This is a genomic window from Bradyrhizobium sp. UFLA05-125 (genome assembly GCF_059803515.1).
The window spans coordinates 1-13,310 of record NZ_JBANBJ010000006.1; the positions used below are offsets into that span (position 1 = coordinate 1).

Below are 13,310 nucleotides of genomic sequence, written 5' to 3' on the forward strand. Positions count from 1 at the left end.
GCGGTGACGGTGGAAGTCTCAATAGCGCAGATGGTGGAGACGTGCACTTCCACTTCGACGTGCTCTGACCAGCGGCTCGTCGCGTGGCGGGACCGGCGGCCCCCTGCCGCCGGTCCCGGATTTGCAGCCAAAGATTCGTCGTCACGTCCGATCGACAGGCTGGCGTGGGCCAAACCAATCTCCGGCGGTGACGAAAAATGCTGATGCCGCCCCTCCGAAAACCGCTTCTGCCACCGGCCCGGACTTCGTTGGACGCGGCACTTTGGGCCTGCATGGCTCCGCTTGGTCTCGTGTTCGCGTATAGCTGCAGCTACAATCTGCTGCTATTTGCGCCTTCAATCTACTTGCTTCAGATCTACGACCGGGTGTTGTCGAGCAGGAGCGGCGACACGCTTCTGATGCTCACCCTCATCGTTGCGCTCACAGTCGTTGTCGGTGGAGTGCTTGACGCATTGCGTCGCGTCCTGTTGGGCCGCCTTGGCACGTGGGTTGAAGACAGACTTCGTCCCTCCGTGCTTTCGGCGTGCCTCGAATCCGCCTTTCGCGGCGATTGGGCCCAGTCGCAAGACGCATATCGGGATCTCACGGCACTTCGCCAGTTCGTCGAATCCAGCGCATGCCCGCTGCTGTTCGATGCGCTCTGGACACCCTTCTTTCTCTGCGTCCTATTTCTCGTTCATCCGTTGCTTGGGGTCGTGGGGGCCTGCAGCGTGGTTCTGCTGTTCGGCCTCTCGCTTGCAGGCGACCTGCTCATAGAAGATGCTACGATCAAGTCCGGCGCCGCGTTGTCCAGGAGCTACGGCCGGCTCGCAACTGCCATCGGCAATATTCACTTGATACGCGCCATGGGAATGGTGGATGGCACAGCGCGCCTGATATACAATGATGCACAGGAAGCGAGCAGAGAGCACGATGTTGCGCTCTCGCGGCATGCGCTCATCATGTTCGCGACCAAGCCGGTACGTGCGCTGTCGCAGGTCGTGATCATGGGAGCGGCAGCATGGCTCGTGCTCGACTACGGCAAGAGCCCGGCGATCATTTTTGTGGCGACACTGATGTCCGGCCGTGCCATCGCACCGGTCGAAGGTGCGATTGCAAGCTGGAAATCACTCGCGACGGCCATGAGGGCCTATCGGCGACTCGCCGCCGTGCTCGCCGCAATCCCGGCCGCGGGAGGGAATACAGAATGCCCGTCCCAGCAGCCGCTGAGCGGTCTCGTCGTCGATAACGTCAGCCTGAAACCGCTCGGGTCCGGCAATCTTCCCTTGAAAGGTATCTCGTTCAGTCTCGCGCCCGGCGAGTGCCTAGGCATCATCGGTCCGTCCGGCTCGGGCAAGTCGCTGCTTGGCCAAGTCATCGCCGGACTCACGATTCCGACGCACGGTCGCGTTCTGCTCGACAATGCCGACGTATCGCTGCTCCGCGAGGGACGAGGCGGTCGCCACCTCGGATACCTGCCTCAAGACATCAATCTCTTTGGCGAAACGATAAACGAGATCATCGCGCGCCTTGACGATGCCGATCCACGCGAGATCGTCGACACTGCCAAGCTCGTCGGCATCCATGACGCGATCATGCGACTGCCGCAAGGTTACCACACCGTGGTTCCCAGCGGGGGCTTGGCTTTTTCTCGCGGATATCGCCAGCGCCTCGGTCTTGCTCGGGCCTTTTTCCGCAACCCGCGGCTCGTCGTTCTCGACGAGCCGAACGCCAGCCTCGACTACGCCGGCGAGCGGATGCTGCTGGACGCCATCGAGCAATTGAAGATCGCCAATGTCATGGTGGTCGTCGTCACTCACCGGATGGGGATCCTCGGAGCCACGGACAAGATCGCCATCATGGAAGGCGGCGCGGTCATCGCGTTCGGTGAAAGCGAGGAAATCTTCGAGCGGCATCTGAGCAGGCCCCAGGTGATATCGCAAGTCGCGCCAGCCGAGAGCGCGCCCGCAACCGCCAAGATGCCAGGACAGTCGGTTCGCCCATGATCTGGAAACCGAGAACGCGCGTGCCCCTGCGCACCCCACCCGCCGAGCGGAGGCTTGGAGTCGTAATTACGGCAATCGATGATTACGAGCCTCTCGAGTTTCCATGGTGTACGGCCCCGACACCGATCTCGCCACGCATGAGGCTCCGCGGCGTGACGCTCGCGGGCAATCTGCTCGTGGTCTGCTTCATGCTGGGGCTGGGCACATGGTCGAGCCTGGCGCCGCTGGAGAGCGCGGCGATCGCCTCCGGCGTCGTGGAATCGGAATCGAGCCGCAAGACGATCCAGCATCTGGAAGGCGGCATCATCGGGAAGATTCTGGTTTCGGATGGCGACGTCGTGCGCAGCGGTCAGACACTGATCGCGCTGGACGACACCAGGGCTCGTGCCGAAGTACAAAGCCTTCAGGCCCAGATGTGGGATGCAATGGCACGTGAAGCCCGGCTCGAAACCGAGCAGCGAGGATATGAGAAGCTCTCGTTTTCGGAGACGCTGGAGCAGGCCGCCAGCGCGAATCTCGCCGCTGCCACCATTCTGTCGACGCAGCAGACCGTCTTTCTGTCGCGGTGGAAGGTGTTTCAATCGCAGGTGACGGTGCTTCGGGAGAGGCGAGGCCAGGTCGAGAAGGAAATCGAGGGCCTCAAGGCCCAGCAGGCCGCCGTCGCGCAGCGAATCGACATCGCCCGGGAGGAACTCGACATGGTCGCCACCCTGGTCAGCAAGGGTCTCGAGCGGCGACCGCGCCTTTTGAACCTGCAACGGGAACTGGCTGACATCGAAGGGCGTCGCGGCGAAATCGCCGCGCAGATCTCACGTGCCGGGCAAGTGATCGGCGAATCGCAGGCAAACCTGATCAAGCTCGAGAGCGACAGGCAAAACGAGATCGCACAAGCCTTGCGTGAGGCACAAAACCAGATATTCCAGCTGCGCGAACGGCTGCCGGCAGCCCAGGACCAATTGTCGCGGACAGAGATCAAAGCGCCTGAGGACGGCGTAGTGACTGACCTGCGGGTTCATACGCCGGGTGGCGTGATCGCAGCGGGTGCTCCCCTCATGGATCTGGTGCCCCGGCAGGATCGCCTGATCGTCACCGCGCGCCTGAGGCCCGAGGACATCGATGTGGTTCATCCGGGCCTGAATGCGGAAGTGCATCTCCTGCCGTATAATCAGCGTCGTGTGCCGCGGCTGAAGGGGACAGTGACACATGTGTCGGCCGACCGGCTTCTCGACAAGCGCACCGACCAGCCATACTACGCGACGAAAATTCGCGTCGACGACACGCAACTCGCCGCAAGCAATATCCAGATCATCCCGGGGATGCCGGTTCAGGTCTTCATCACGACGGGGCGCGGTACCGTCGCGCTTTACGCCCTGAGGCCCCTGCTCGACAGTTTCCATGGTGCGTTCCACGAGGATTGAGTTTCGTTGGGTGCTAGCTAAGCCTCGGGAATCGAAGACGCGTTCGTCTCGGTGTCGCGACCGTGTGCCGACAATCGACCGCTCCAGCGGAGAACCGCTTCGGTGCGGTTGCGGGCAGCGCATTTTCGCATGATGTGCTGAATATGCATTTTGACGGTGTTTTCGGAAAGGTTCAGCTTGGCGGCAATCAATTTGTTGGGCAGACCGAGCTCCAGCTCCGTCAGCACTTGCTGCTCGCGAGGTGTGAAATCGGTCGTATTCCTGTCGGTCGTGCTTTTCTCACCATTCAAGTACGTTGATCCAAGTGCGCGAGGATATGCCTGGTCGAGCCCGGGTGCCTTGCTCAACTCGATGACCGGCAGTGGCCTGTAGACTCCACCGGCCAGAACAAGGCGCAGGCCGGCAACAGCGACTTCGATGGGAAGCGAGGTGGAAAAGAAACCGCGTACACCCCGCTGCATTGCGGCCAGCGCGGTGGCCTCGTCGTCACGATTGGAGATGAGGGCGATGGAGGCGTTCGGGCAGCACTCCGCGACCAGCGCAAGATCGTCCTCGACGGTGCGATCGTCCGGCGGCTTGTCCCCGATGCTCAGCGCGACCAGACGTACGTCCTGCCCGGGCAGGCAATCCAGTCCCTGGGTGGTCGCCATGTCGACGATCTCGAGCGACGCGAGTTCGCGCCTGAGAATACTCAAGATGCTGGTGCGCGTGAGCGTAAGCGGCTCGACGAGCACCAAGACGGGCAATTGCAATTCGTTGAGCCGTTCAGCGGAATGAACCTGATCGTGCATAATGTCCTCGAATGTAAAGAACTCTGTAAGCTCACCTCACCAATTCCGCGACCGCAACGCATTGTGCATCGGCGAGCCGATGCTTCAATTTCATCTTGCGGTCCTGCCTGCGCACCCTTGGGCCGGGGCGCAGCCGTCAGTTCAGTTGCCAGGAAGTTCTTTCCACGCAATTCCTTCCACGTAATTCATCGCACGGTCGCGCGCCTCGCGATCGCACTCCACTCTTCGATCGAGCGCAAACCTCAGCGACCTTCGGTTCGCTTGCACCTCACGCTCTAGTTACAGATGTTGCGATAAGCGATCGCCGCCGCCGAGTTTGCCGGTCCGTCGACGACGTAGGCATCGTTCTCCTTCACGAGATAGAGAAAGGGCCTTTCTCCGGTCTCCTCGCCTGACGCATTTTTCCCTTTGACGCGCCCGCAAATGGTGTCCACGGAGCGCCCCAATGTATTCTTCCTGATGGCCCGCTTCATATCGCTGAATTCGGCAGAGTTCGGATCTTCCATCTTTGCTGCGATCGAAACCTTTGCCTTGTTCAGCACGGAATCAGGAGCTCCCTCGGCTGAATTGGATGGCGAGACGCGGTTCCATGTCACCGGAGGCGCTGCCCTGGTCACATTGATGTTGCCGCGCTTCTTCTCCGAAGGTGTTTTGTTCTCCGAAGGTGTTTTGCTCGATCTCGCCGCGGTCGCAGGACTCGCTTTTGAAATCGAGGGATCCGGCGCGAGGGCAGAAGGCTTCGCTACCGGCTGGTGCACCATTGCAACTCTGTCAAAACAGGGTTGCGGGCCGCAGCCCAGGAAGTAACCCTGGGAGGGGGCAAAGAAGCCAAAGCCGATCAAAATTCCGGCCAGCACGCCAATGAAAAGCAATCCCATCCGATTCGCCTCCTCGGGGGCGGGGCTCGGTTTGCATCTATGACTAAGAGGTACTTTCGCGCTGGTGACCCATTAGTTGCGCAAAAGAATTAAGCGCTCATTAAGCGTTTCCCAGACCAGAGGTTGCGCATCATCGGATAGATCGCGCGAAGATTGATTCAGCCGGCGGGTCGCGAGACCTTGCGCTGGTCCGATTTCAGACTCAAATCCGCCGGCGACTCAGTGAATTCCAGCGAACACGGCTTGGGGGTGTGTTCCGAGGATTTGCCCATGAGTAACGAATATTTGCCGTACAGCGAGAAACAGGACGTCATTTCAGCTGCGGACGATGCCGCGTCCACTGGTGCGTTCGGGCGCTTGTCACCACAGCTTCTGGAAGAGTTCGACGACGATGAATCGCCGTCGGATGAAGTTCTGATGCTGCTTGAGGAGAATGCGCGGCTGCGCGCGCTTGCGATCGAGCTATCGAACCTCGTCGGAAACCTGTCTGATCGAGAGTGGGATGCCGCGCTGACGCCTGCTGAGGATCGTCGCAAGCCAGGCACATAGTCAGAGCTCGATTGCCGCCGCCATCAGATGCAGCGCCAAACGCGCTGCATCCACTCAGATCCGCGGCATGCTCGAGGGGCGCACTTCACGCGATTGCGCTGCAAGCCTGATCGCGGCATTCGCTGCGCCAAAGCCCTGGTAGCTGCGCCGCTCGACGATCTCGAAGAAGAAGCGCTCATCGAAAATGTGGGTGTAGACCTGGAAGAACTCGCCGTCGCCCTCGCGGTCGTAGAGGATCTGGTTCTCGCGAAGCTGCGCCATCACCTCGGGCGCGAGATCGTATTTGGCTTCGATATCGTCGTAGTAATTATCGGGGATTTCGAGAAACTCTGCGCCGCGCTTGCGCATGGCGGCCACCGTCGCGAAGATATCCTTGCAGGCGAAGGCGATATGCTGCACGCCTGAGCCAAAAAATTCCGAGATGAAGCGCGCCGGCAACGTGCGGTTGGCCGAGGAGCCGTTGAGCACGAAGCGCAGGCTCTGGTCGTCATTGATGATCGCCTGGCTCTGCACCAGGCCGCGAGGATCCGCGATCTCCATCTGCGGCAGTCGGGTCAGATCGAGGATGCCGGTGTAGAACAAGAGCCAGGACAGCATCTCGTCATAGGGCATCGACTGCGCGACGTGGTCGACCGCGATAAGCTGATCGGCGCCGGCGTTGCTTGCGACCGGCTCGAAATCGGTGTCCCAGTTCTTACCGGCCTGGTCGAGGAAATAGAGCAGGCTGCCGCCGACGCCGTGGATCGCAGGGATCTCCAGCTCGCCTGGACCGACCGGAGAATAGAAGGTGCGCGCCTTCAGGGCTTCCGCGCGCGCCATGGCGCGGCCGGAATCGTCGACGTCGAGCGCGATGGCGCAGACGCCGGGACCATGGGTGACGTAGTGCGAATGCGCGAAGCCGTCGGTCTCGCAGTTGATCACGAGCTCCACCTTGCCTTGCGTCCAGCGCTCCACCGCCTTGCTGCGGTGCTTGCCGGTCTTGCGGAAGCCAAGCTGCGAGAACAGTCCGGCAAGCTCCGCCGCCTTGGTCTCGTTGACGGCGAACTCGACGAAGCCGGTGCCTCGGGTCTTCGCCTTCGGTGCGAGCTGCTTGCCGGCGAGCTTCGGCCATTTTGCCGCGAGCTGGTCCTGCAACAGGATCAGCGAGCGCAGGCCGTCGGTCGCCGTCTGCGCAGCGGAGCCGGCGCGGAACTGGTCGTTGAAGATTTCCAGCGACAGCGGCCCGGCATAGCCGGTCGCCGCGATCGCCTCCATGAATTCGCCGACCGGCAGGTCGCCCTGGCCGGGGAAGGAGCGGAAGTGCCGGCTCCAGGAGAGAATGTCGAGCTCGAGCTTTGGCGCATCGGCAAGCTGTACCAGAAAGATCTTGTCGCCGGGGATCGAGGCCATCGCGCGTGTCGGGAAACTCGGCGCCAGCGCGTGAAAGCTGTCGAGGATGACGCCGATCGCGGGATGGTCGGCGCGGCGCACGATCTCCCAGGCATCGCGGTAGTCGTTGACGTGACGTCCCCAGGCCAGCGCTTCGTAGCCGACGCGCAGAGAGCGCCTGGCCGCGCGGTCGCCAAGCTCGCGGAAATCGTCCGCGGCGCGGTCGATGCCGCCGAGTGAAACCGGGGAGACGTTGCTGCAGATCAGGAGAAGGTCGGTGCCAAGCTCCTGCATCAAATCGAACTTGCGCTCGGCGCGGGCAAAGTTGCGCGTGCGCTGCGGCTCGGGCATGCCCTCGAAATCGCGGAACGGCTGGAAGGCGCAGATCTCGAGGTTGAGATCCTTGCAGAGGCGCGCCACCTCGCGCGGGCTCGCGCCGAACGACAACAGGTCGTTCTCGAAGATCTCGACGGCATCGAAGCCGGCCGATGCGATGGCGCGGAGCTTTTCGTCCAGCGCGCCAGAGAGAGAGACCGTTGCGATCGAGCGTTTGTTCATGCTGCCTGCTCCATGATCCGGCTCGGCGATATCTTGTTTCCCGTGCGGGCGGCTTCGCTGACGGCCTCGACGACCGCGAGCGTGCCCATCGCATCGTCGACAGTAATCAGCGGCGGCTCTCGGCCCGCGATCACGGCCTGAAAATGTCGGAGCTGCTCGGCGAGCGGATCGTAAGCAGAGAGTGCGACGGGCTCGCGAAGGAGCGGTGCATGCCAGCCGGGATTTTGTGGATAGGACCACAGCTCCATGGTCGGAACCGACAGCGAACCGTTCGTCCCTGCGAAGACGTAACAAGGCTGATCCTGTTTGGGATAGACCACGTTCTCGCCTGCGGTGAGCTCCCAGCTCCACGGCGCGGGCGTCGCATCGGAGACCGTCACCGTGCCGAGCGCGCCGTTGGCGAAACGCAGCAGCAGCGCGGCGGTGTCCTCGACCGCGAAACCACGCACCTTGTTCGATGTCAGCGCCTGCACCTCGACGATCTCGCCGCACACGAAGCGCAGATTGTCGATGTCGTGAATGAGATTGATCAGCAGCGGTCCGCCGCCTTGTTCGCGACGCCAGGCGGTCTCGAAGTAATCATCGGGCTTCTTGAGCAGCCAGAGCCCGACCACGGCAGTAAGCTGGCCAAGCTTGCCGGTCGACACCGTCTTACGCGCGGCCTTGATGATCGGATTGTGCCGGCGGTGATGGCCGACCAGCATTGGCACACCGGTCTGCCTGACCGCTGCACAGAGACGCTGCGCGGCGGCGACCGTGTCGGTCACTGGCTTCTCAATCAGCGCCGGGGTCTTTGCCGCGACGCAATCGAGCGCCATCTGGAGATGCAGCGCGTTCGGCGAGGCGATGATCAGGCCGTCGGGCTTTTCCTGCTCCAGCAGCGCGCGATGATCCGCGTAGCAAGGCGTACCGCGCGCCAGCGCATAGTCTTTCGCGGCAGGCGAGGGATCGGCGATGCCGGCAAGCAGGCAATGCGGCGAGGCATCGATCAGCTCGATATGGCGGCGGCCGATCAGGCCGGCGCCGGCAACGGCGATGCGCATTTTCGCGCTCATGCCGCGCTCTCCTCCATGGCGCCGCCGAGGAATAGCTGGCCGATGCGCGGGTCATTCAGGATACGCTCGGCCCTGTCGACCATGCGGGTCTGGCCGAGCTCGAGCACGATGCCGAAATCGGAGATCTCCAGCGCCGAGCGCGCGTTCTGCTCGATCATCAGGATCGTCACGCCGCGGTTGCGCAGGGATTTGAGGATATCGAAGGTTTGCTGCACCATCAGCGGCGACAGGCCGATCGACGGCTCGTCGATCAGCACGAGCTTCGGCTCGAGCAGGAGCGAGCGGGCGATCTCGAGCTGTTTCTGCTCGCCACCCGACAGCGTGGAAGCCTGCTGCGCCGACTTGCGCCGCAGCGCCGGGAACAGGTCGAGCGCGACCTCGATGCGCCTCTGTAGATCGATGTCCTTCGCCGCCGCGACGCCGCCGAGCTCGATATTGTGGCGCACCGACAGCTCCGGAAAAATGTTGCGGCCCTGCGGGACGTAGCAGATGCCGGCATTGAGCAACGCGCGCTGGCTCAAATTCGTGACATCGCGGTCGGCGAAGGTGATCCTGCCTTCGCGCAGCTTCAACAGGCCGAAGATCGCCTTGAACACCGTCGATTTGCCGGCGCCGTTCGGACCGATGATGGTGGTGATGGTGGCCTGCGGCACGGCGAAGGTCGTGCCGTTCAGGATGGTCATCTTGCCGTAGCCGCCGACGAGATTGTGAACCGAGAGGATCGTGTCGCTCATGGCCGGCTCCTCAATGTCCAAGATAGGCTTCGATCACGGCGGGGTTCTTGCGCACCTCGTCCGGCCGCCCCATCGCCAGCACCTTGCCTTCCGCCATCACCATCACGCGCGAGCACAGCGACATCACGAATTCCATGTTGTGCTCGATCACCACGAAAGTTGCATTCTTCTCGCGGTTGATCGCGATCAGGCGCTCCTTCAGGTCCGACAGCATCGTCGGGTTGACGCCACCCGCGGGCTCGTCGAGCAGCACCAGGCGCGGTCCGCCCATGAAGGCCATTGCGGCGTCGAGCAGCTTCTGCTGGCCATAGGACAGGCCGCCGGCCGGCTCGGCGGCGAGATGGTCGAGCTTGAAGAAACCGATCATCTGATTGGCGGCGTCGGTCAGCCCGGCATCGGAGCGGCCGACCAGGCGCGAGGCCATGTTACCCTGGTGCTCCTGCCCGGCGAGGATCAGGTTCTCGCGCACCGAGAGCTTTGGAAATACCTGCAGGAGCTGAAAGGTACGGCTGACCCCGAGCTTGTTGAGCTCCGAGGGGCGGAGGCCCGTGACGGTCCTGCCGTCCAGCTTGACCTCGCCGCCGCTCGGTGTGAGCTGGCCGAGGATGCAGTTGAACAGCGTCGATTTGCCGCAGCCGTTCGGCCCGATCAGGCCGAGGATCTCGCCTTCGCGGACGTCGAAGCTGACGCCATCGACCGCGTTGATGCCGCCAAAATTCTTCTTGATGTCCGTGACTTCGAGCACCGCACTCATTGTGCCGTCTCCAGGCGGGATTTTGCGACGGCCCGCAGCGCAGACGCAGCCTTGGTGCGCCGCGCCGCCATGTAGCGATCGAGGATTCCCAAGATGCCGGTCGGCGACCAGATCAGCAGCAGCATCACTGCGATCGCGTAGAGCATCAGGTAATAGCCCTCGGTGAAGCGCAGCCATTCCGGCAGCAGCACCGCGATCATCGCACCGAGGAAGGGACCGAAGTAGAAGCCGGCGCCGCCGACGATCACCATCATCAAGAGATCCAGCGAGAGCGACAGGTTGAACGGTACCGGATCGATATATTGCGTCAGCGGCGCATAGAGCGCGCCGGCGACGCCGCCGAGCGCCGAGCCGATCGCGAACGCCATCAACGTGTAGCGGCGGGTGTCGACGCCGAGCGACTGCGCGCGCAGCGGATTCTCGCGCAGCGCGATGAAGGCGCGGCCCCAGGGCGAGCGGATCAGCCACCAAACCGCGAGCGAGACGATAGCAAGCGAGCCCAGGCAGACGTAGTAGAACGGCAGCGGCTTGTTGGTCGCGATGCCGAAAATATGGGGCCGCGGAATATTGGAGATGCCATAGATGCCGCCCGTGAGCCAGCTCTCGTTGCGGAAGACCAGGAAGGCGAGGGTGGAGAAGGCGAGCGTGACGAAGGCGAGATAGTGGTGCTGCACGCGCAGCGCCGGATAGCCGAGCACCCAGCCGACCGCAAAGCTAAGCACGATCGCGACGACGATCGCGGCCGGCAGCGGCCAGCCATGGGTCGTCACGATCGCCGCGGCGTAAGCGCCGATGCCGACGAAGGCGCCCTGTGCCAGTGAGACCTGGCCGGCATAGCCGAGCGTGAGATTGAGCCCCATCGCGGCGATGGTCATCACGGCCCACTGGCTCAGGATGAACAGGCCGTAGCGATTGAAGTTCATGGGAACGACGATCAGCGCGGCGATGACCGCGAGGCCAAGCGCAATCTTCAGCGGTTTGGCAAATCCAGTCATACCGTGCGCTCCTCGGCGCGGCCGAGCAGGCCCTGGGGACGGAACAGGATGACGATGATCAGAACGAGCATCGGCACTGCGGCGCGATATTGCGTCGAGACGTAGGAGGCCGCGAGATTATCGAGCACCCCGATCAGGAGGCCGCCTGCAATCGCGCCGCGCACCTGGTTGAAGCCGCCGACGATCGCGGCGATGAAGGCGGCCTGGCCCAGTACCTCGCCGGAGGAGAATTTCGCCAGATAGATCGGCGTGATCAGGAGCGAAGCCAGCGCGACCAGGAACGCGTTGATCAGGAAGGTCAGGAGGATCATGCGCTCGACCGGCACGCCGATGATGCGCGCGACCGTCGGGTTCTGCGCCGCCGCCTGCATCTGGTGGCCGAGCGAGGTGCGGTTCAGAAGCGCGGTCAGGCCGACCACCGCGAGGATGGCAACAGTGAGAACGCCGATGCTCTGCAGCGAGACGGCGTGCCCGAGGATCGAGACATCGCCGGTCGGCACGATCGAGGGGAAGGGCGAGGCTTCGGCGCTGAAGAACTGCTTCACGGCTTCCTTGATGCCGATCGCCAGCGCCATGGTGGCGATCGCGAGCGGCAGCACGCCATGGCGCATCATCGGATCGACCAGCAGCATCTTGAAGGCAAGGCCAAGCAGGATCATCGAGAGCAGGATGCCGAGGATGATCGCGAGCCAGAACGGCGCCCCCACATGCATCGCTGCCAGCATGAGGAAGGCCGGCAGCATCACGAACTCGCCCTGCGCGAAATTGATGGTCTGCGAGGTTTGCCAGAGCAGCGTGAAGCCGACCGCGACCAGCGCATAGATGGCGCCTGTTGCAAGTCCTGCGACCAGAAGATCGAACAGATTGGACATTTCCCCTCTCCCCGCACGGCGCTCTACCCGGTCTCCCGTTCTTAAAGGGTGGGGTGAGAGGCTTTCTCCGCAAGCTCGGTATCAGACGACTCGCGGAAGCTCCCCTCACCCGGAATTTGCTGCGCAAATTCCGGCCTCTCCCCGCAGACGGAGAGAGGCGAAGAGCCTCACTTCAGCTTCGGCAGCACCTGCTTCACCACCTGCTTGCCTTCCACGACCTCGACCAGAAAACTCTGGCGGTCGATGTCGCCGTTCTGGTCGAAGGTGACGTCCATCAGGATGCCCGGCTCGTCCGCGGCCTTGATGGTCAGGCCGTGCAGTGTGTCGGCAAACGCCTTCGAATCAACTTTGCCCATCTTCTCGGTGGTCGCCTTGACCATGTAGACGGCGAGGTAGCCCTTGAGGCCGTTGTGGTCGGGCACGTAGTTGTACTTTTTGGAGAACCGATCGCGGAAGCCCTTGATCAGGTCGACCGGCGCGTCGGTGGTGAGGCCGACATGGCCGCGCGCGCCATTGGCGGCGTCGCCTGCAAGCTCGATCACTTTCTGGCCGATCAGCGTGGTCTCGCCCATCAGCGGCGCGGTGACGCCTTGGCGCTTCAGCTCCTTGAGGATGCGCGCGCTCTCTTCTTCATTCAGATAGACGAACACCGCGTCGGGATTGGCGGCCTTGATCTTGCCGACGTCGGCGGCGAAATCGGCTTGGCCCGCTTCGGTCGAGAGATCCGCGACGACCTTGGAGCCGAGGCGGTCGAGCTCCTTGACGATGACGTCGCGACCGCCGCGGCCGAAATCATTGTTGACCCAGACGACCGCAACCGTCTTCGCCTTCATGTCGTCGTGGATGTACTTTGCGACCTTCGGCATCGAGGATTGCTGGCCAAAGGAGGTGCGGAACAAGAACTTGTTGCCTGCCTGCGTCAGCTCGGCGGCCTCGCCGCCCATGATCTGCGCGATGCCGGCTTCGGCGGCGAGCGGGGCGGTGACCTTCACCGAGCCGGAATAGCCGGGCCCGAGCAGCACGTAGGGCTCGGCGTCGAGCGCCTTCTGCACCTGCGCGCGCGCCACGCCGGGGTTGGACTGCGAGTCGGCATGGGTGACATCGAGCTTGCGGCCGAGCACGCCGCCCTTGGCGTTGATTTCCTCGATCGCGAGGTCGATGCCATTCTTCCAGTTGGTGCCGACGGTGGCGCCGCCGCCCGACAGCTCGGCAACGTCGGCCAGCTTGATCGGCTGCGCGAAAGCGCTCGTTGCCACGGCAACCGCAAACAGGGCGCCCAGTAATGTCGATTTCATCTCACTCCTCCCGTTTCTCTTCAGTTATGCAAGCGGCCTTGTTTCCAGCCGCTTTCCG

General features: G+C 62.8%; 12 protein-coding genes. 3 read left to right on the top strand and 9 right to left on the bottom strand.

Annotated elements, in window-relative coordinates:
- The first annotated feature begins 197 nt into the window (after positions 1 to 197).
- Both SO156_RS08860 and SO156_RS08865 read left to right on the top strand, forming a co-directional pair.
- On the top strand, positions 198 to 1,985 hold the full coding sequence (locus tag SO156_RS08860; protein ID WP_498534516.1) for a type I secretion system permease/ATPase: 1,788 nt from the start codon (positions 198 to 200) through the stop codon (positions 1,983 to 1,985).
- Positions 1,982 to 3,403 (top strand): HlyD family type I secretion periplasmic adaptor subunit, encoded by a 1,422-nt coding sequence (locus SO156_RS08865; RefSeq protein WP_498534517.1) that lies wholly within the window; start codon positions 1,982 to 1,984, stop codon positions 3,401 to 3,403. The genes SO156_RS08860 and SO156_RS08865 overlap by 4 nt, the downstream gene beginning before the upstream one ends.
- 17 nt (positions 3,404 to 3,420) lie before the next feature.
- Here SO156_RS08865 and SO156_RS08870 read toward each other — a convergent pair whose 3' ends face one another.
- Together SO156_RS08870 and SO156_RS08875 are read right to left on the bottom strand one after the other, a co-directional pair.
- Complete coding sequence (locus SO156_RS08870) at positions 3,421 to 4,194, bottom strand: response regulator transcription factor (protein ID WP_458148455.1); 774 nt, start codon at positions 4,192 to 4,194, stop codon at positions 3,421 to 3,423.
- A 275-nt stretch (positions 4,195 to 4,469) separates the two neighbouring features.
- Positions 4,470 to 5,072: a hypothetical protein gene (locus SO156_RS08875; RefSeq protein ID WP_498534518.1), complete on the bottom strand. Its 603-nt coding sequence runs from the start codon at positions 5,070 to 5,072 to the stop codon at positions 4,470 to 4,472.
- Between the two features lie 153 nt (positions 5,073 to 5,225).
- Between SO156_RS08875 and SO156_RS08880 the strand changes: the two genes are divergently transcribed.
- Entirely contained in the window at positions 5,226 to 5,621 is a 396-nt protein-coding gene (locus SO156_RS08880; RefSeq protein WP_498534519.1) for a hypothetical protein, read from the top strand.
- Positions 5,622 to 5,675: 54 nt separating this feature from the next.
- On the opposite strand, the gene SO156_RS08885 is transcribed toward SO156_RS08880, so the two are convergent.
- The 7 genes from SO156_RS08885 to SO156_RS08915 form a co-directional block, all read right to left on the bottom strand.
- Complete coding sequence (locus tag SO156_RS08885) at positions 5,676 to 7,547, bottom strand: bifunctional sugar phosphate isomerase/epimerase/4-hydroxyphenylpyruvate dioxygenase family protein (protein ID WP_498534520.1); 1,872 nt, start codon at positions 7,545 to 7,547, stop codon at positions 5,676 to 5,678.
- Positions 7,544 to 8,602: a Gfo/Idh/MocA family protein gene (locus SO156_RS08890; protein ID WP_498534521.1), complete on the bottom strand. Its 1,059-nt coding sequence runs from the start codon at positions 8,600 to 8,602 to the stop codon at positions 7,544 to 7,546. The genes SO156_RS08885 and SO156_RS08890 overlap by 4 nt, the downstream gene beginning before the upstream one ends.
- A complete protein-coding gene (locus SO156_RS08895; protein ID WP_498534522.1) occupies positions 8,599 to 9,336 on the bottom strand; it encodes an ABC transporter ATP-binding protein in 738 nt (245 codons plus the stop codon). The genes SO156_RS08890 and SO156_RS08895 overlap by 4 nt, the downstream gene beginning before the upstream one ends.
- 10 nt (positions 9,337 to 9,346) lie before the next feature.
- Entirely contained in the window at positions 9,347 to 10,090 is a 744-nt protein-coding gene (locus SO156_RS08900) for an ABC transporter ATP-binding protein (protein WP_498534523.1), read from the bottom strand.
- On the bottom strand, positions 10,087 to 11,085 hold the full coding sequence (locus SO156_RS08905; RefSeq protein ID WP_458148462.1) for a branched-chain amino acid ABC transporter permease: 999 nt from the start codon (positions 11,083 to 11,085) through the stop codon (positions 10,087 to 10,089). The genes SO156_RS08900 and SO156_RS08905 overlap by 4 nt, the downstream gene beginning before the upstream one ends.
- Positions 11,082 to 11,957 (bottom strand): branched-chain amino acid ABC transporter permease, encoded by an 876-nt coding sequence (locus tag SO156_RS08910; protein ID WP_458148463.1) that lies wholly within the window; start codon positions 11,955 to 11,957, stop codon positions 11,082 to 11,084. Before SO156_RS08910 ends, SO156_RS08905 begins: the two co-directional genes overlap by 4 nt.
- 167 nt (positions 11,958 to 12,124) lie before the next feature.
- Positions 12,125 to 13,252, bottom strand: coding sequence for an ABC transporter substrate-binding protein (locus tag SO156_RS08915; RefSeq protein WP_498534524.1), 1,128 nt, complete (start codon positions 13,250 to 13,252; stop codon positions 12,125 to 12,127).
- Positions 13,253 to 13,310 lie beyond the last annotated feature (58 nt).